The sequence below is a fragment of the Streptomyces sp. NPDC000880 genome (assembly GCF_053599675.1).
Map to the genome: position 1 here is coordinate 18,475 of NZ_JBSFMS010000050.1, position 17,874 is coordinate 36,348.

A 17,874-nucleotide genomic window follows, 5' to 3' on the forward strand; every position below is an offset into this window, starting at 1 on the left:
GACCGGGCGGCGGCTGGTGTTCGGCCGCTGTTTCGTCGGCCCTGTGGTGGGGGCCCTGTCCTGCCGAGAACCCATCTTCGCACTTGTTGACGGGAGGCGGGACGCGGGGCCGGGGTCTGGGACGGCTGATCGACCGTCCCGAGGGGTTACTGGCCCGTACGAACGTACGGATTCCGTTGAAGGGGAACCTAACAACACGTACGGCCCCGGACGTATGCCCGGGGCCGTACGAGAGAAAAGCCTCAGCCCCCAGCCTCAGCCCAGGTCGCCGGCGGCGGTGCGCTCGGCGAGCTTGACCAGGGTGCGGACCGCGGAGCCGGTGCCGCCCTTGGGGGTGTAACCGAACGGCGCGCCCTCGTGGAAGGCCGGACCCGCGATGTCCAGGTGCGCCCAGGTGATGCCCTCGCCCACGAACTCCTTCAGGAACAGACCGGCCACCAGGCCGCCACCCATCCGCTCACCCATGTTGGCGATGTCGGCGGTCGGGGAGTCCATGCCCTTGCGCAACTCGGCGGGGAGCGGCATCGGCCAGGACTGCTCGCCGACCTCCTCGGCGATCTCGTGGATGGAGGTACGGAAGGCGTCGTCGTTGGACATGATGCCGAAGGTGCGGTTGCCGAGAGCGAGCACCATCGCGCCGGTCAGCGTCGCGACGTCCACGATGGCGTCCGGCTTCTCCTCGGAGGCCTTCCACAGCGCGTCGGCCAGTACCAGACGGCCCTCGGCGTCGGTGTTGAGCACCTCGACCGTCTTGCCGCTGTACATGCGCAGGACGTCGCCGGGGCGGGTGGCGCTGCCGGACGGCATGTTCTCGGCGAGCGCCAGCCAGCCGGTGACGTTCACCCGCAGGCCGAGGCGGGCCGCCGTGACGACGGCGGCGAACACCGCGGCGGCGCCGCTCATGTCGCACTTCATCGTCTCGTTGTGACCGGCCGGCTTGAGCGAGATGCCGCCCGAGTCGTAGGTGATGCCCTTGCCGACCAGGGCCAGCGTCTTCTCCGCCTTGGGGTGGGTGTAGGCGAGCTTCACCAGGCGCGGGCCGTTGGCCGAGCCCTGGCCGACGCCGAGGATGCCGCCGAAACCGCCCTTGACGAGGCCCTTCTCGTCGAGCACCTGCACCTTGATGCCGTGCTCCTTGCCGGCGGCGGTGGCGATGGCGGCGAAGGACTCGGGGAAGAGGTCGTTCGGCGGGGTGTTGATCAGGTCGCGGGCGCGGTTGATCTCCTCGGTCAGCGCGACCGCGCGCTCGGCCGCGGCCTTGTGCGCCTTGTCGCGCGGCTTGGCGCCGAGCAGGGCGACCTCGCCGAGCGGCTGCTTCGCGCCTCCCGCAGAGCCTGAGGCCTGGGTGCCCCCACCGTTCTTGGAGTCCTTCGCGTCCTTGTCGCTGCCCTGGTAGGCAGTGAAGGCGTACGCACCGAGGAGCGCTCCCTCGGCGATGGCCTCCGCGTCCTCGGCCGCCTCGACCGGCAGAGCGAACGCGGCCTTCTTCGAGCCGTTCAGCGCACGGGCCGCGACGCCCGCGGCACGCCTCAGCGTCTCGGCGTCGTACGCCTCGTCCTTCTCCGGCACCGCGCCGAGGCCGACCGCGAGGACGACCGGGGCCTTGAGCCCGGAGGGGGCGGGGAGCTTGGTCACCTCGCCCTCGGCACCGGTGGCGCCGAGGGTGTCCAGAACCGAGGCGAGCTTTCCGTCGAACGCCTTGTCCACGGCCTCGGCGCCGGGCGCGACGACCGGGCCCTTGGCGCCCTTCGCGACGCCGACCACGAGGGCGTCGGCGCGCAGCGTCGCCGCGCCGGCAGTGCTGAGAGTGAGAGCAGTCACGGTGGTGAAATCTCGCTTCCGTTGAGTTCCGGGGCCGTAGAAGGGGGTGGATCAACACCCCACGCCGGACAAGAGCCTACGCGCGGTCACATGTATCGCTCACGGCGGCGGCAGTTCACTCGTCCGTGGCGCCGGCCCGCGGCTCGTCGGCCTCGCCGCGGCGGCAGCGGCGGCGTGTTGCTGGGCAGGGCTGCCGGGCGGGATCGTCTGTGCTCTGCTGTGCCGTGCGACCGCACACCGCATATACCGCACACCGCATATGAGGAAGCGCTCCATGAAGACGTTGCTGGTGCCCTACTACGAGCATCCCGCCGAACGCCCCGAGGCGTGGAACGCCGTCATCTCCGCGGCGCCCCTGCTCTACGGCGTCGTGCTCAACCCCGCCGGCGGCCCCGGCACCGCCTCCGACCCGGCGTTCGCGGCCGTCGGCGACCGGTTACGCACGGCCGGGGTCCGCGTCCTCGGTTACACCGACACCGACTACGCCCGCCGCCCGCACGACGCGGTCCTACGGGACCTGTTACGCCACCGCGACTGGTACGGCGCGGACGGGGCCTTCCTCGACCAGGCGTCCGCCGGGCCCGACGCGCTGCCCCACTACCGGCGCCTCGCCGTGGCCGCCCGCGCGGCAGGCGCGGACACCCTCGTCCTCAACCACGGCGTCCACCCCGACCCGGCCTTCGCCGAACTCGCTACGCGTGCTCGATGCTGAAGAAGTACGAGCTGGGGGTCTGGCGCAGCCGGTGCTAGATGCCGAGCACCAGCGCGACGAGGCAGACCGTCGCCGCCGTCTCCGCCAGCGCGCCGAACACATCGCCCGTCACGCCGCCGAAGCGGCGTACGCAGTGGCGCAGCGGCAGCTGGGCCGCGCCGAGGCCCGCCAGGACCGCCAGCGCGTGGTGCACCGCCCCGTATCCGCCGAACTGTGCGCCCGCCGTCGCGCAGACCGCGGTGACCAGGGCCGCGACGGCGAGCCCGGTGCGTACGGGAACGACCTGTGCGACCGCCGCGCCGAGGCCTTCGGGGCGGGCCGCCGGGATGCCCTTACGTGAGGCGAGGGTGAGGGCGAGGCGCGCGGTTACGCCCGAGACCGCGGCGCCCACCGCGCCGTACGTCCAGCCCTCGCCGTACAGCTCGGCCACCGCCGCCACCTGGGCGAGGAGCACGAACAGCAGTGTGATGACCCCGAAAGGCCCGATGTCCGACTGCTTCATGATGCGCAGCGCGTCCTCGGCGGGTTTTCCGCTGCCCAGGCCGTCGGCCGTGTCGGCGAGGCCGTCCAGATGGAGGCCCCGGGTGAGCGCGGCCGGCACGGCGACCGTGGCCGCCGCGGCGAGCAGCGGGCCGGAGCCCAGCAGCGTCAGCAGCCCGCCGGCGCCCGCGGCGAACAGGCCGACGACCAGCCCGGCCAGTGGCGCGCACAGCATTCCGGCGCGCGCCGCGGCACGGTCCCAGCGCGTGACGCGGACCGGGAGCGCGGTCAGGGTGCCGAAAGCGAAACGTATGCCGTCCAGAGGAATCATCGCGCGAAGGGTAGCTCGGCCGGAGTGACGGTAAATTGCGCATATCGTGCGAATCGGGAGCGGGTGGCATGGGATGGGTCACTGGTTTTACCGCAACATCGTCGAGCCGGGGAAACTCCCGATGCTGCTCGCGCTGGCCTCCTTCATCCTCACCTTCCTGGCGACCCGTACGGTCACCCGGCTGATCAGGGCGGGCAGAGGGCCGTTCAAGAACGTCACGCCCGGCGGCATGCACATCCACCATGTGGTCCCCGGCGTCATCCTGACCGTGATCGGCGGCTTCGGGGCGGTCGGCAGCGCCCGGCACGGCCCCTCCGCGGCGGCCTGCGCGGTCATCTTCGGGATCGGCGCGGGCCTCGTACTCGACGAGTTCGCGCTCATCCTCCATCTCAACGACGTCTACTGGACCGAGCAGGGCCGTCAGAGCGTGGAGGTCGTGGTGCTCGCCGCGGCCCTGGCGATGCTGGTCCTCAGCGGCTTCGCACCGCTCGGCGTCAACCAAATGACCCCCGACGAACGCCAGAACCGCGCCTCGCTGATCGCGACACTGGCGATCAACTTCCTTCTTGTGCTCGTCGTGCTCTTCAAAGGCAAGCCACGGATGGCCCTCATCAGCATTCTGCTGCCGTTCGTGGCGATCTTCGGGGCGGTACGGCTGGCCCGGCCGGGCTCTCCCTGGGCCCGCCGCTTCTACCGCAAGAGGCCCAAGGCCCGCGCCAGGGCCCGGCTGCGCTCCTTCCGCCACGACCGCCGCTGGGACCGGCCAAGGCGCAAGTTCCAGGACCTGATCGGCGGCGCCCCCGACCGGCTGCCGGCGCGCAAACGCTGACGCATGAGCTGCCGCAGCGCCGCGAGCGCGCACACCACGAGCACCGCCGCGATCGCCGCCAGATGCTCCTTGCCCGCGAGGTTGTTCTTGACCAGGACCTCGACGACCATCGACACGATCACCAGCCCCGCCGTGAGCCATGCCCTGAAATGCCGGCAGACGAAGACCGCGAGGCCGACGACCGCCGCCGACGGGCCGGTGTCGACGACCTGAGCGTCGGAGGCGGGCAGCCCGAAGAAGCCGTCGGGGCCGAGCGCGATGCCGATCCGTGCGTACGTCGTCCCGGCCACCGTCGACACGTATGCGATCACCAGCGTCCGCCACCGGCCCAGACAGATCTCCGCGATCCCGAACACCAGCAGCACCTGCGCCAGCGCACCCCACACCGGCAGATCCAGCCCCGGTACGAACAGCGACAGCGGGGTGCGCAGGAGGGCCACCCAGAGCGGGTCCTCGGCCTCGATGAAGCCGATGTCGTGGACCGGGCCGAAGCCCCATGACCGGGTCTGCACCAGCTGGAAGAGCGCCGTGAGACAGACCGCCCCGAGCGTCATCAAAACGGCCCGCCACTTCTTGGTGACGAGCGCCTCCCGCAGGGTCGCGTACAGCGGCCCCCACTCGCGGCGCGCGAAGGCGCTCACCGTGTTCAACGCCTGGTCTCCAGATGTCTGCGGTGCATCCACTTGGGCAGCCCGGGCGCCTCCAGGAAGCCCTCGGCGCGGCCCGCAGCGAGGCCGATGCGCAGCAGGTCGGCGCTCTTCTCGAAGAGCATGAAACGTGGCTCCCAGATGGGCCGGTACTTGGCGTTCGCGCGGTAGAGGGACTCGATCTGCCACCAGCGGGAGAAGAAGCTGAGGAGCGAGCGCCACAGCCTCAGCACCGGGCCTGCGCCGAGTTTCGAGCCACGTTCGAAGACCGACCTGAACATCGCGAAGTTCAATGAAACCTGCGTGATCCCGATCTCCTGGGCGCGCTGCAGGAGTTCGATGACCATGAACTCCATCAGGCCGTTCTCGGAGTCCCGGTCACGCCGCATCAGATCGAGCGAGAGTCCCTCGGGCCCCCACGGCACAAAGCTCAGCACCGCCCGCAACTCGCCCTCGCCGTCCGTGCATTCGAGCATCACGCAGCGGCCGTCAGCCGGATCTCCGAGCCGCCCCAGGGCCATCGAGAAGCCGCGCTCGGTGGCTCCGTCGCGCCAGTCGTCGGCGCGCCCGAGCAGTACGTCCATCTCCGCGGGCGGGATCTCCTCGTGGCGGCGGATCCGCACCTCGTACCCGGCGCGCTTGACCCGGTTGTAGGCCTGGCGCACGGTCCGCATCGCGCGGCCCTCAAGCGTGAACTCGTCGGTCTCGACGATCGCCTCGTCGCCCAGCTCCAGGGCGTCCAGGCCGTGCCGCGCGTAGATGGTGCCCGCCTCCTCACTCGCCCCCATCACTGCTGGGATCCAGCCGTGTTCACGGGCCTCGGCCAGCCAGGGGGCGATCGCACCGGGCCAGGCCTCCGGGTCGCCGATCGGGTCGCCCGACGCGAGCGAGACTCCGCCCACCACGCGGTAGGCGACGGCGGCCTTCCCGGTCGGGGACCAGACGGCGCTCTTCTCGCGGCGCAGCGCGAAGTAGCCGAGCGAGTCCCGGTCGCCGTGGCGCGCGAGCAGCGCGCGCAGCCTCTCCTCGTCGCCCTCGGTGAGCGGGTCGACCGCCCGGCGGGAGCGGAATGCGGCGTACAGCACGGCGAGGAGCAGCAGGGTGGAGAGGACGTTGATGGAGACGTTGACCCAGCCGGGTGTGCTGATCCCGGCGAAGTGGGAGTCGTCGGCGGCCAGCGACACCAGCCGCATCACGCCGTAGCGCCAGCGCTCGAGGAAGGTGGAATGGCCGGCCGAGGTGTTGGTGACGGTGACGAGTAACCCGGCGAGCAGCGAGGTGACGAGCAGCCCGCCGACCGCGACGGCCGCGGCCAGCTTGGGGTTGGCGCGGTCACCCTTCGCGTAGAACTCCCGCTGCCCGAGCAGCAGGGCCAGCACGAAGGCGGCCGTCAGGACGAGCGAGATCCAGTTCTGCGCGTGCTCACGGACCTCCGGGTCGACGGCCATCGCGAGGGCGAAGAGCAGCAGAAAGAGCCCGGCCAGTACGGAGTTGAGGATCCAGGCGGCCCGCTTGCGGCGGCGCATGGTGATCGCCAGGAAGAGGGTGAGGGCCCCGGACGCGAAGCCCGCCGTGAGCAGATACGGCGTGAAGTAGTCATCGATGTTGTGCCGCCGAAGATCCTGGCCGAGCGATACCCAGACGGCGCTCAGGAGGTTGACGAATGCCACGGCGCGCAGATACCAGACGGCGATTGCCGCGCTGCGCCGTGAGCGGACGCTGCTCCGGCCCGTACCCGTACCCGTACTTGGACTCGTACTTGGGCTCGCCTCTTCGGTGGACAAACGGACTTCTCCCATGAAACGCGATGATATGGGGCATCGCGCGTCACAGTGGGCGAGGATGTGGCCACCCCCGTCGGGGGCGGCCACATCGGCCCGTCAGTCCGTGTCGCTCTCCACCGGCTCCGTGCGCTCCGGCAGTTCGGCCGCGAGCGCGGCCGACGCCTGGACGAGAGGGAGCGCGAGCAGTGCCCCGGTTCCTTCCCCCACAGTGACGCCATGATCGAGCAGCGGGTTGAGCCCCATGCGGTCGAGCGCCTTCGTCTGCGCCGGTTCGCCGCTCACCTGGCCCGCCAGCCACCAGTCCGGCGCGCGGAACGCCGCACGCTGTCCGACCAGTGCGCATGCCGCCGATACGACTCCGTCGAGGACCACCGGCATCCGGCGTACGGCGCTCTGCAGCAGGAAGCCCGTCGTCGCGGCCAGATCCGCGCCGCCCACCGCCGCCAGCAGCTCCAGCTGATCGCCGAGCACCGGCCGGGCGCGCCGCAGCGCGTCACGGATCGCCGCGCACTTGCGCATCCAGGCCAGATCGTCGATGCTCGCGCCGCCGCGGCCGGTCACCATCGAGGCGTCCATGCCGCACAGCGCGGCGATCAGCGTCGAAGCGGGCGTGGTGCCGCCGACGCTCAGATCGCCGAGTACAACCAGGTCGGTGCCGGAGTCGGCCTCCTCGTCGGCGATCGCCATGCCCAGGCGTACGGCCGCTTCGGCCTCCTCGATAGTCAGCGCGTCCTCGATGTCGATACGTCCGCTGCCCCGCCGCACCCGGTGGCGTACCACCTCGTCCGGCAGCAGCCCCGGGTCGCAGTCGAGCCCCGCGTCGACGATCCGCACCGGTACGCCCATCCGGCGGGCCAGCACGGCGACCGGGCTCGCGCCCTCCAGCGTGGCGCGCACCAGCTCGTGCGCGGAGCCGGACTCCCGGCCGGAGACGCCCAGTTCGGCCACTCCGTGATCACCGGCGAACAGCACCACGCGCGGCTGCTCGATGGCCTTGACCGGTACGGAGGCCTGCGCGGCCGAGAGCCACTCGCCCAGCTCGTCGAGCCGGCCGAGGGCGCCGGGCGGGACGGTCAGCCGCTCCCGGCGTTCTTCGGCGGCACGCCGCATGCCGCTGTCGGGGCGCTCGATCAGGTCGGAGAAGTCGTCGAGATTCAGCCTGCTCATTCGCCGAACAGTACCGGCAGCGGTGTCGCGGCACGGCAGCGCCTGTCAGCTGCGCAGCACCAGAGCCTGGCCGGCGACGACCAGCAGGACGTGCTCGCACTCGGCGGCGAAGGCGGCGTTGAGTCGGCCCAGTTCGTCGCGGAAGTGGCGTCCGGAGGCGGTGGCCGGCACGACGCCGCTGCCGACCTCGTTGGTGACCGCGACGACGGTGCGCGTGGTCTGCCGTACCGCGGCGACGAGTTCGGCGACCCGCTCGCGCAGCGCGCGCTCGCCGTCCGCCGCCCAGGTGGCGTCGTCCCAGGCGCCCACCCGGTCCATCACGTCGGTCAGCCAGAGGGAGAGGCAGTCGATCAGCACCGGCGGCCCCTCCTCGGCGAGGACGGGTACCAGGTCGCAGGTCTCGCTCGTACGCCAGGAGCCCGGGCGCCGCTCGCGGTGCAGGGACACCCGGGCCGCCCACTCGGTGTCCCCCTCGCGGTGGCCGCCCGTCGCGACGTACAGCACCTCGGGGAAGGTCTCCAGCCTGCGCTCGGCCTCCAGGGACTTGCCCGAGCGGGCGCCGCCGGTGACAAGGGTGCGGCGGGGGATGTCGGGGACGGCGTGGTACTCGCCGACGATCAGCGTCGTCCCGTCCGGTACGGCCCGCGCGCCCGCGGCGGCGAGCCGCCGGTCCAGCTCGGGGCCGCCGCCGGTGACGTCGTGGTCGATGTGCACGGCGATGATGTCGGTGGTCGAGCCGATCGCGCCGGTGGCGCGCAGCCGGGCGATCGCGTCGGGCCGTCCGACGACATCGGCGACGACCATGTCGTACGCCGCGCGGCCCTCCGCGAGGCCTGCGGGCGAGCCGCCCGGCGGAAGATAGAGCAGCCGCTCGCCCTCCGGGGACGTCACTTCGTACCCCGTGCCCGGCTGATCCATCGGGACGGCACGCACCCGGTGCCCGCTGATCAGCGTCAACTCCCGCCCGTCCGGCACCCGCCCGGCCGACGGCAGCCCGGCGGGCAGATCCACGGCGGGCCCGTTGTGCGGATGTGTGAGCAGTACCTGCCGTACGCCGACGAGCGAATGCCCGGCCCGCGCGGCGGCGAGAGCGGCGCCCGGGGTGAGGTCGAGCAGCAGAGCCCCGTCCACGAGCAACGCGGTGGCGGCCCGCGCGGACGCCCCGCGCGCGGTGGCGCAGGCGGCGCACGGGCAGTCGGGCCGGGGGAGTCCGGCGGGGGCGCCGGTGCCGAGCAGAGTGAGTTCCACACTCACGATCCTCCCGCGTCACCCCGGGGCGTGCGCGCCCGGCTACGCTGCGGGCAGGAAAGAGATCACTGGTGGACCTTGGGAGGCGGACATGGCATGGACGTGGCGGTTCGAGAAGTCCGACGGTACGGAGGTCCAGCCGGCGCTGCAGCCGGAGGAGTTCACGACGCAGGGCGACGCGGAGTCGTGGATCGGTGAGTTCTGGAAGGACTTGCTGGAGGGCGGCGCGGAGCAGGTGGTGCTGTCGGAGGACGGCACGAAGGTGTACGGGCCGATGAGCCTGCGGGCGAACGAGTCGTAGGGAGGCAGGGGCGCGCAGGGCCCGCCCCGCGCCGGCTTCGCCCGGCTCCGGGGTACGGGCCTTGATCGTTCCGGGGTGCGGGGGTCCGCCGGTGCGGGTCTTGGCCGTTCAGGGGCGCGCGGGGCCGTTCGGTGCGGGTTGGGGCCGCTCCGGGGCTCGTGTCCGGGACTGCGCTGGTAGCCCTTTTGTCCCCAAGGCCCGGCCTGCGTTGCGCATCCGATCAGGGGGCCGACGCCAGGAACTTCAGTCGCCGCCGGCTTCCCGTACTGGGGGTCCCCCCCGCCGAAGGCAGGGCGAGGATCCGCCGCCACCAGTTCGCCGTGCGCACGGCCGCCTCTGCGGTGGTCACTTCAGCGAGGACGCGAAACCCCCCGGAACACCTGAGCGGTTGCCCGAATCAGCAGCCGCGTACGCCGCACAGATGCAGCAGGGCCGCGACCCGGCGGTACGGATCTGTGCGCCCCGCCCGGTCCTCCGCGGCCAGCAGCCGCTCCAGCTCGTCGGCGGCGGGCAGTTCGGTCTCGTTCGGCACGTTGTCGGTGAAGACCCGCACCCCGTACCAGGCGTGCAGCGGCGCCGCGATCCCCGCCAGCGTCGCCGTCAGCGCGTCGAGCCGGTCCGCCCGCACCACAAGCCCGAGCCGGTTGGTGTACGTGCCCGAGTCGAAGGCGGTCAGTGCCCGGGGCCAGTCCCCGGCCAGCCCCGGCCGCATGGCCAGCGCGTCCGCGTTCCGTACGAGCAGGGAGAGCAGGCCCCCGGGCGCCAGCATCCTGGCCAGGCCCGCGAGCATCGCGTCCGGTTCCTGGACATACATCAGCACCCCGTGGCAGAGCACCACGTCGAAGCTGCCGGGCAGGAAGTGCACCCCGGTGTCCCGGCCGTCGCCCTCGATCAGCCGGACCCGTTCACGGATCCCGGCCGGCTCGGTGGCGAGCGACTCACGGGCTGCCATCAGCATCTCGGCATCGGACTCCAGACCGGTCACCGTGTGCCCGCCCCGCGCCAATCGCAGCGCCTGGGTGCCCTGGCCCATGCCGACGTCGAGGATCCGCAGCCGCTGCCCGACGGGGTAGCGGGCCGTTATCTGCTCATCGAGCTGACGCGCGACGAGCTCTTGGCGGACGGTGTTGCGCAGCGCGCCGAGCCCACTGAGCCAGCTGGCCGCAGCGCCCGCGAAACCGACCGTGCTCAGGGCCGCTCTCCGCGCTTGACCTGCGGCTTCGGCAGACGAAGCCGGCGCATCTGGAGCGTACGCATCAGGCCGTAGGCGACGGCGCCGCGCTTGGGCTCGTTCGGGAACCGCTCGTTCAGCTGCTTCTTCAGGCGGATCGCAAGACCGATCGAGTCGACGACGATCAGGACGATCACGCCGAGCCAGAGCAGCAGAGCGATGTTCTGCAGGGAGGCCACCCGGACCATGCTCAGGACCAGGATCACCACCGCGAGCGGCAGGAAGAACTCCGCGATGAAGAAGCGCGAGTCGACGAAGTCGCGCACGAACCGGCGGACCGGTCCCTTGTCACGGGCAGGCAGATAACGCTCGTCGCCACTGGCGAGCGCCTCCCGCTGCCTGGCCATATCCGTGCGGCGGGCCTCCCGCTGGCGCTTCATCGCCTCCTTGCGGTCGGCCGGCGCGCTGGAGGCACGGCGGCGCTGGGTCTGGGCCTCACTCCGCCTGGGAGTGGGGCGGCCCTTCGGGGCCTCGGGGTCGCGGGGCTGCTTGGAGAGGTCCAGCGGCACCTTGTCGGTGGGGGACTTCTCTTCCTTGGAACGGCTACCAAACACAAAGCCCAAGGGTACGGGGTGGAACGCGTTGACCCAACGCCCGTGGGGAACGATCCCGCAACACCGAACGTCTGTAGGGGACAGAAGCCCGGCGGAAGCCGGACAGAGCGGACGTTGCCCGAGGTTTCCCTCACGGCCACCTACTCCTTGCGCCGGATCGAAGCCCTGAGCAGTCGTCCTTGGGGAGGAGCGCATCCGCGCTCGAACAGTGCGGTAATGGATGCAGGGCCCGTACTGTGGGTTCTGTTGGAGTGCTGAAGCTTAAGTCCGTCAGAAGGGGGCGCGCGAAGCCCATGAGCGGTGTCATGAAGCGTATGGGGATGATCTTCCGCGCGAAGGCAAACAAGGCCCTTGACCGGGCCGAGGATCCGCGCGAGACCCTCGATTACTCGTACCAGAAGCAGCTGGAACTGCTGCAGAAGGTGCGTCGCGGAGTCGCCGACGTGGCGACCTCCCGCAAGCGGCTCGAGCTGCAGCTGAATCAGTTGCAGGGTCAGTCCACCAAGCTGGAGGACCAGGGCCGCAAGGCGCTGGCGCTCGGCCGTGAGGACCTGGCGCGTGAGGCGCTGTCCCGTCGCGCATCGCTGCAGCAGCAGGTCACCGACCTGGAGACGCAGCACCAGACGCTGCAGGGTGAGGAGGAGAAGCTCACTCTCGCGGCCCAGCGGCTGCAGGCCAAGGTCGACGCCTTCCGTACGAAGAAGGAGACCATCAAGGCCACCTACACCGCGGCCCAGGCGCAGACCCGGATCGGCGAGGCCTTCTCCGGCATTTCCGAGGAGATGGGCGATGTCGGCCTGGCGATCCAGCGGGCCGAGGACAAGACCGCCCAGCTGCAGGCCCGGGCGGGCGCGATCGACGAGCTGCTCGCCTCCGGCGCCCTGGACGACCCGTCCGGGATGGCCAAGGACGACATCGCCGCCGAGCTGGACCGCATCTCCGGTGGTACTGATGTAGAGCTGGAACTGCAGCGGATGAAGGCCGAGCTCGCTGGCGGCTCGACCTCGAAGCAGGCCATCGAAGGCGGCACGGCCGACCAGCAGGACGCTGCTCCGCAGCAGAACACCCCGCACAAATTCGACAAGCAGTGACAAGCAGTAGGGACTCGTCATGATCGTAAGGATCATGGGGGAGGGTCAGCTGAAGCTGGCGGACAGCCACCTCGGCGAACTGAACAAGCTCGACGACGAGCTGCTTGCCGAGATGGAGAGCGGCGACGGCCCCGGCTTTCGCCAGACCCTCCACGCGCTCCTGGAAAAGGTCCGCGAGCTCGGCGAGCCGCTGCCGGACGACTCCCTGGAGCCGTCCGAGCTGATCCTCCCGGCTCCGGACGCGACTCTCGAGGACGTACGGCAGTTGCTCGGCGACGACGGCCTGATCCCTGGCTGACGTTCGCACTCCAACAGACAGCGGCGCCCCGCTCCGGCCGGTCCGGAACGGGGCGCCGCTGTGTTTCCGCCCCACTCCGGGAGGTACGCGGCCGTCGTGACACGCCGTACCGTTGCTGGATGTGACCTCATTCGCCACCGGGTTCGCCCGCACCCAGCGCTGGCTCCGCGCGCATCCGCTGGCGCTGGACGGCGCGCTGGCCGTGGCGGTACTGATCTGCATGCTCGCCGGGTCCTTCACCGACCCGAACGGACGGCACGGGCCGCAGTTCGGGAGCCGCACCCCCGAACTGCGCAGTGTGGTGCTGATGGTCCTGGTCGCTGGCGCCCTCGTCTTCCGCCGGCGCAACCCGATGGCCGTGCTTGTGTTCACCACCGCGGTCTCCGTCGTCGAGCTGGTCGCGGCCGATCCGCCCGCCCCGGTCGCGATGAGCGCCGTGATCGCGCTCTACACCGTCGCCTCCCGCACCGACCGGCCCACCACCTGGCGGGTCGGTCTGCTGACCATGGCTGTGCTGACCGGCGCCGCGATGTTCTTCGGCTCGACCCCCTGGTACACGCAGGAGAACGTCGGCCTCTTCGCCTGGATCGGAATGGCGGCGGCGGCGGGAGATGCCGTACGCAGCCGCCGTGCCTTCGTCGACGCGATACGGGAGCGGGCCGAGCGCGCCGAGCGCACCCGCGAGGAAGAGGCCCGCCGCCGGGTCGCCGAGGAGCGGCTACGGATCGCCCGCGACCTCCACGACGTCGTCGCGCACCACATCGCCCTGGTCAATGTGCAGGCGGGCGTCGCCGCCCATGTCATGGACAGACGTCCCGACCAGGCCAAGGAAGCCCTCGCGCATGTACGGGAGGCCAGCCGCTCTGCGCTGAACGAACTGCGTGCCACGGTCGGCCTGCTCCGCCAGTCCGGCGACCCGGAGGCCCCCACCGAACCTGCCCCCGGCCTCGATGTGCTCGACGAGCTGGTCATCACCTTCCGGCAGGCCGGTCTGCCGGTCGAAGTCGCCCGCGCCGACGACGGTGTCCGGCTGCCCGCTGCCGTCGACCTCGCCGCGTACCGGATCATCCAGGAGGCGCTGACCAATGTGCAGAAGCACGCGGGCCCGGATGCGAAGGCCGAGGTGAGTGTGGTCCGGGTCGGCCCGACCCTGGAGATCACCGTGCTGGACAACGGCGCGGAGGAGGACGGGCCGAAGGACGGCGGCGGCCACGGTCTGCTCGGCATGCGCGAGCGCGTCACCGCACTCGGCGGCGCCCTCACGGCAGGGCCCCGCTACGGCGGAGGCTTCCGTGTACAGGCGATACTTCCCCTCAAGGTGCGTTTGGCTACCGCCAACGCTCCGCAGACGGGGGAGGACGGATGACGATCAGGGTGCTGCTCGCCGACGACCAGACACTGCTGCGCAGCGCATTCCGGGTGCTGGTGGACTCCGAGCCCGACATGGAAGTGGTCGCGGAGGCCGCGGACGGCGCCGAAGCGGTCGCCCTCGCCCGCTCCGCCAGGGCCGATGTCGTCCTGATGGACATCCGGATGCCCGGTACGGACGGCCTCGCCGCGACCCGCATGATCAGCGCGGACCAGGAGCTCAGCAACGTACGCGTCGTCATGCTCACCACCTTCGAGGTGGACGAGTACGTGGTGCAGTCGCTGAGGGCCGGGGCCTCGGGCTTCCTCGGCAAAGGGGCTGAACCGGACGAACTTCTCAGCGCCATCCGTATCGCCGCGGCGGGCGAGGCACTGCTCTCCCCGGTCGCGACCAAAGGCCTGATCGCCAAGTTCCTCGCGCAGGGCGGCACTTCGGATGACAAGCCGGAGTCCCAGGCGTACTCCGACCGGCTCGCCGCGCTCACTGGGCGCGAGCGCGAAGTCCTCGTCCTGGTCGCCGGCGGTCACCCCAACGACGAGATCGCCGAGCGGCTCGAAGTCAGCCCGCTGACCGTCAAGACCCACGTGAACCGGGCGATGGCGAAACTCGGCGCCCGCGACCGCGCTCAACTGGTGGTCATCGCGTACGAATCGGGCCTGGTACGTCCAAGGGTGGAGTGAGCCGGCCTCGGCGTACTCCAGCCGTGGTATGCGCGAGTTAAGGAACTGGACCTGCGGTCGAGGGGAGAGCCCCTTCGAGTGGCTGATCGTATAAGCGGGGGCAGTCGACCATGCCCTCCTGCCGCTAGCCACAGAAGAGAGACCCTATGTCCTGGCTGTCCAAATTCAGCCTGTCGCAACGGGCCTTGACAGGTCTGATGTCGATCGTCGCGATCGTCTTCGGAGCGATCGCCATCCCGCAGCTCAAGCAGCAACTGCTGCCCTCCATCGAGCTCCCGATGGTGTCCGTGCTCGCCCCGTACCAGGGCGCGTCCCCCGATGTGGTCGAGAAGCAGGTCGTCGAACCGCTCGAGAGCACGCTCAAGGCCGTCGACGGGATCAAGAGCATCACCTCCACGGCGAGCGAGGGCAACGCCGTGATCATGGCCGGCTTCGAGTACGGGGACGGCACCAAGCAGCTCGTCGCCGACGTGCAGCAGGCCGTGAACCGGGCACGTACCGGACTCCCGGACAATGTCGACCCGCAGGTCGTCGCCGGTTCGACGGACGACATTCCGACCGTCGTCCTCGCCGTCACCTCCGACAGGGACCAACAGGCACTCGCCGACCAGCTGGAGCGCACCGTCGTCCCGGCGCTCGCCGACATCGCCGGCGTCGGCCAGGTCACCATCGACGGCGCCCAGGACCTCCAGATCTCCGTCACCCCCGACGACAGGAAGCTCGCGGCGGCCGGCCTGAACACCATGGCGCTCTCCGAGGCGCTGAAGGCGGGCGGCGCGACCATGCCGGCCGGCTCCTTCGCCGAGGACGGCAAGAGCCGCACGGTCCAGGTCGGCGGCGGATTCACCACGCTGAAGCAGATCGAGGACCTGCGGATCGCGCCGACGCCGCCCGCGGACGGCAAGCCCGTACGGGTCGGTGACGTCGCGACGGTCAAGCAGACGCCGTCGACCGCGGTCGCCCTGACGCGTACGAACGGCAAGCCGAGCCTCGCCGTCCTCGCCACCATGGACAACGACGGCAGCGCCGTCGCCATCTCCGACGCGGTCCAGGACAAGCTGCCCGGGCTGCGCAAGGACCTGGGCTCCGGCGCCGAGCTGACCGTCGTCTCCGACCAGGGCCCGGCGGTCTCCAAGTCGATCTCCGGTCTGACCACCGAGGGCGCGCTCGGCCTGCTCTTCGCGGTGATCGTGATCCTGGTCTTCCTGGCCTCGCTCCGCTCCACCATCGTCACCGCGGTCTCGATCCCGCTGTCGGTCGTCCTCGCGCTGATCGTGCTGTGGACCCGCGACCTGTCGCTCAACATGCTCACGCTGGGCGCGCTGACCATCGCGATCGGCCGGGTCGTCGACGACTCGATCGTGGTCCTGGAGAACATCAAGCGGCACCTCGGCTACGGCGAGGAGCGGCAGAGCGCGATCATCACCGCGGTGAAGGAGGTCGCGGGCGCGGTCACCTCGTCCACCCTGACCACGGTCGCCGTCTTCCTGCCGATCGGCCTGACCGGCGGCATGATCGGCGAGCTGTTCGGCTCGTTCTCGCTGACCGTCACCGCGGCTCTCCTGGCCTCGCTGCTGGTGTCGCTGACCGTGGTGCCGGTGCTGTCGTTCTGGTTCCTGCGCGCACCGAAGGCCGTACGGGGGATCGACCCGGAGGAGGCCCGTCGCAAGGCGGAGGAGAAGGAGGCGCGCAGCCCGCTGCAGCGGCTGTACGTCCCGGTGCTGCGCTTCGCGACCCGGCGCCGCCTGACCAGCGTCGCGCTCGCGATCGTCATCCTGGTCGGCACCTTCGGCATGGCCCCGCTGCTCAAGACCAACTTCTTCGACCAGGGCGAGCAGGAGGTCATGTCCGTCAAGCAGGAGCTGGCCCCCGGTACCAGCCTGGAGGCGGCCGACGCCTCCGCGAAGAAGGTCGAGAAGGTCCTCGGCGGCCTCGACGAGGTCAAGGACTACCAGGTCACCGTCGGCTCCTCCGGCTTCATGGCGGCCTTCGGCGGCGGTACGGGCGCGAACCAGGCTACGTACCAGCTGACCCTGAAGGACGCGGCCTCCTACGAGAAGACCCGTGACCGCATCGACGAGGAGCTCAGCAAGCTCGACGGCATCGGCGACACGACGATCGCTGCGGGCGACGGCTTCGGCAACCAGGACCTGAGCGTCGTGGTGAAGGCTGCCGACGCGGACACGCTGAAGACGGCGTCGGAGGCGGTACGGGCCGAGGTGGCGAAGCTCGACGACGTCACCGACGTACAGAGCGACCTGGCGCAGAGCGTCCCGCGGATCTCGGTGAAGGCGAACGTGAAGGCGGCGGAGGCGGGCTTCAACGAGACGACGCTGGGTCTGGCCGTCGGCCAGGCAGTGCGCGGCACCCCGTCGGGCAAGGCGATCCTGAATGACACCGAGCGCGATGTCGTGATCACCTCGGCAAAGCCGGCCATGACGCTGGCGGAGCTGAGGAACCTCTCCCTCGGTGGCGCCAAGCTCAGTGAGATCGCGGATGTGAAGCTGGCGCCGGGCCCGGTCTCGATGACCCGGATCGACGGCTCGCGGGCCGCGACGATCACGGCGAAGCCGACGGGTGACAACACCGGCGCGGTCAGCGCGTCGCTGCAGAGCAAGCTGAACTCCCTCGACCTGCCGGAGGGCGCGACGGCCTCCATCGGCGGCGTCTCGGAGGACCAGGACGAGGCCTTCGCCTCGCTGGGCCTGGCGATGCTGGCGGCGATCGCGATCGTCTTCATGCTGCTGGTCGCCACCTTCAGGTCGCTGATCCAGCCGTTGATCCTGCTGGTGTCCATTCCGTTCGCGGCAACGGGCGCGATCGGTCTGCTGATCCTGACCGGCACCCCGATGGGTGTCCCGGCGATGATCGGCATGCTGATGCTCATCGGCATCGTGGTCACCAATGCGATCGTGCTGATCGACCTGATCAACCAGTACCGCTCGCAGGGCCTGGGTGTGGTGGAAGCGGTTGTCGAGGGCGGCCGCCACCGGCTGCGCCCGATCCTGATGACGGCGCTCGCGACGATCTTCGCCTTGCTCCCGATGGCACTGGGCGTCACGGGCGAGGGCGGCTTCATCGCCAAGCCGCTGGCGGTGGTGGTGATCGGCGGCCTGATCACCTCGACTCTGCTGACGCTGCTGCTGGTGCCGACGCTGTACGCGATGGTGGAGCTGCGGAAGGAGCGCCGCGCGAAGAAGAAGGCGGCGAAGCGCGCGGCGAAGTCGGGGGATGAGTCCTCCCCGACCGCGAAGGAGCCGACCCCGGCCAACGCATAACGCTTCACTCGAGCCACCCGGCCCGGACCCCTGGGGGGCCCGGGCCGGGTGGC

Annotated in this window: 14 protein-coding genes and 2 pseudogenes; 8 read left to right on the forward strand and 8 right to left on the reverse strand. The window is 70.7% G+C overall.

The annotated features are described in order from the left end of the window. Nucleotides 1–255: 255 nt before the first annotated feature. Nucleotides 256–1,821, reverse strand: coding sequence for a leucyl aminopeptidase (locus ACWDO5_RS18325; protein WP_450531354.1), 1,566 nt, complete (start codon nt 1,819–1,821; stop codon nt 256–258). 274 nt (nt 1,822–2,095) lie between these two features. Here ACWDO5_RS18325 and ACWDO5_RS18330 point away from each other — a divergent pair. Then, nucleotides 2,096–2,515: pseudogene (locus tag ACWDO5_RS18330) on the forward strand (spherulation-specific family 4 protein); the annotation flags it as partial. 52 nt (nt 2,516–2,567) lie between these two features. Here ACWDO5_RS18330 and ACWDO5_RS18335 read toward each other — a convergent pair. Further along, nucleotides 2,568–3,344 (reverse strand): adenosylcobinamide-GDP ribazoletransferase, encoded by a 777-nt coding sequence (locus ACWDO5_RS18335; RefSeq protein WP_450531355.1) that lies wholly within the window; start codon nt 3,342–3,344, stop codon nt 2,568–2,570. Nucleotides 3,345–3,417: 73 nt separating this feature from the next. Between ACWDO5_RS18335 and ACWDO5_RS18340 the strand changes: the two genes are divergently transcribed. Continuing rightward, nucleotides 3,418–4,173, forward strand: a complete 756-nt coding sequence (locus ACWDO5_RS18340; protein WP_450531356.1) for a hypothetical protein — start codon at nt 3,418–3,420, stop codon at nt 4,171–4,173. Here the strand turns inward: ACWDO5_RS18340 and ACWDO5_RS18345 are convergent. The 4 genes and pseudogenes from ACWDO5_RS18345 to ACWDO5_RS18360 form a co-directional block, all read right to left on the reverse strand. Beyond that, nucleotides 4,125–4,823 (reverse strand): annotated as a pseudogene (locus tag ACWDO5_RS18345) (hypothetical protein); the annotation flags it as partial. The gene ACWDO5_RS18340 and the pseudogene ACWDO5_RS18345 overlap by 49 nt on opposite strands. Further along, nucleotides 4,820–6,619 (reverse strand): phosphatidylglycerol lysyltransferase domain-containing protein, encoded by a 1,800-nt coding sequence (locus tag ACWDO5_RS18350; protein ID WP_450531357.1) that lies wholly within the window; start codon nt 6,617–6,619, stop codon nt 4,820–4,822. The gene ACWDO5_RS18350 and the pseudogene ACWDO5_RS18345, both read right to left, overlap by 4 nt. A gap of 81 nt (nt 6,620–6,700) precedes the next feature. Beyond that, nucleotides 6,701–7,771, reverse strand: a complete 1,071-nt coding sequence (gene cobT / locus ACWDO5_RS18355; RefSeq protein WP_450531358.1) for a nicotinate-nucleotide--dimethylbenzimidazole phosphoribosyltransferase — start codon at nt 7,769–7,771, stop codon at nt 6,701–6,703. A gap of 45 nt (nt 7,772–7,816) precedes the next feature. Continuing rightward, complete coding sequence (locus tag ACWDO5_RS18360; protein ID WP_450531359.1) at nt 7,817–9,019, reverse strand: bifunctional adenosylcobinamide kinase/adenosylcobinamide-phosphate guanylyltransferase; 1,203 nt, start codon at nt 9,017–9,019, stop codon at nt 7,817–7,819. Between the two features lie 91 nt (nt 9,020–9,110). On the opposite strand from ACWDO5_RS18360, the gene ACWDO5_RS18365 reads away from it, so the two are divergent. Further along, nucleotides 9,111–9,320, forward strand: a complete 210-nt coding sequence (locus ACWDO5_RS18365) for a hypothetical protein (protein WP_450531360.1) — start codon at nt 9,111–9,113, stop codon at nt 9,318–9,320. A 397-nt stretch (nt 9,321–9,717) separates the two neighbouring features. Here the strand turns inward: ACWDO5_RS18365 and ACWDO5_RS18370 are convergent, their stop codons facing one another. Continuing rightward, on the reverse strand, nt 9,718–10,455 hold the full coding sequence (locus ACWDO5_RS18370) for a class I SAM-dependent methyltransferase (protein WP_450531378.1): 738 nt from the start codon (nt 10,453–10,455) through the stop codon (nt 9,718–9,720). Nucleotides 10,456–10,508: 53 nt separating this feature from the next. Then, a complete protein-coding gene (locus tag ACWDO5_RS18375; RefSeq protein WP_450531361.1) occupies nt 10,509–11,105 on the reverse strand; it encodes a DUF3043 domain-containing protein in 597 nt (198 codons plus the stop codon). A gap of 305 nt (nt 11,106–11,410) precedes the next feature. Here ACWDO5_RS18375 and ACWDO5_RS18380 point away from each other — a divergent pair, with 305 nt between their 5' ends. The 5 genes from ACWDO5_RS18380 (at nt 11,411) to ACWDO5_RS18400 (ending at nt 17,821) form a co-directional block, all read left to right on the forward strand. Beyond that, the gene (locus tag ACWDO5_RS18380) at nt 11,411–12,196 is read left to right on the forward strand and encodes a PspA/IM30 family protein (protein ID WP_450531362.1); all 786 of its coding nucleotides are present in this window, start codon (nt 11,411–11,413) and stop codon (nt 12,194–12,196) included. A 19-nt stretch (nt 12,197–12,215) separates the two neighbouring features. After that, the gene (gene pspAA, locus ACWDO5_RS18385) at nt 12,216–12,494 is read left to right on the forward strand and encodes a PspA-associated protein PspAA (RefSeq protein ID WP_450531363.1); all 279 of its coding nucleotides are present in this window, start codon (nt 12,216–12,218) and stop codon (nt 12,492–12,494) included. A gap of 112 nt (nt 12,495–12,606) precedes the next feature. Further along, nucleotides 12,607–13,860, forward strand: coding sequence for a sensor histidine kinase (locus ACWDO5_RS18390; protein ID WP_450531364.1), 1,254 nt, complete (start codon nt 12,607–12,609; stop codon nt 13,858–13,860). Further along, the gene (locus tag ACWDO5_RS18395; protein WP_450531365.1) at nt 13,857–14,543 is read left to right on the forward strand and encodes a response regulator; all 687 of its coding nucleotides are present in this window, start codon (nt 13,857–13,859) and stop codon (nt 14,541–14,543) included. The genes ACWDO5_RS18390 and ACWDO5_RS18395 overlap by 4 nt, the downstream gene beginning before the upstream one ends. Nucleotides 14,544–14,689: 146 nt before the next feature. After that, the gene (locus tag ACWDO5_RS18400) at nt 14,690–17,821 is read left to right on the forward strand and encodes an efflux RND transporter permease subunit (RefSeq protein WP_450531366.1); all 3,132 of its coding nucleotides are present in this window, start codon (nt 14,690–14,692) and stop codon (nt 17,819–17,821) included. Nucleotides 17,822–17,874: the final 53 nt, after the last annotated feature.

Coding starts and splice junctions, on each gene's coding strand:
- ACWDO5_RS18335 (WP_450531355.1), bottom strand. CDS start 3,344: ATGATTCCTCTGGACGGCATACGTTTCGCTTTCGGCACCCTGACCGCG.
- ACWDO5_RS18340 (WP_450531356.1), top strand. CDS start 3,418: ATGGGTCACTGGTTTTACCGCAACATCGTCGAGCCGGGGAAACTCCCG.
- ACWDO5_RS18350 (WP_450531357.1), bottom strand. CDS start 6,619: ATGGGAGAAGTCCGTTTGTCCACCGAAGAGGCGAGCCCAAGTACGAGT.
- cobT (WP_450531358.1), bottom strand. CDS start 7,771: ATGAGCAGGCTGAATCTCGACGACTTCTCCGACCTGATCGAGCGCCCC.
- ACWDO5_RS18365 (WP_450531360.1), top strand. CDS start 9,111: ATGGCATGGACGTGGCGGTTCGAGAAGTCCGACGGTACGGAGGTCCAG.
- ACWDO5_RS18380 (WP_450531362.1), top strand. CDS start 11,411: ATGAAGCGTATGGGGATGATCTTCCGCGCGAAGGCAAACAAGGCCCTT.
- pspAA (WP_450531363.1), top strand. CDS start 12,216: ATGATCGTAAGGATCATGGGGGAGGGTCAGCTGAAGCTGGCGGACAGC.
- ACWDO5_RS18395 (WP_450531365.1), top strand. CDS start 13,857: ATGACGATCAGGGTGCTGCTCGCCGACGACCAGACACTGCTGCGCAGC.
- ACWDO5_RS18400 (WP_450531366.1), top strand. CDS start 14,690: ATGTCCTGGCTGTCCAAATTCAGCCTGTCGCAACGGGCCTTGACAGGT.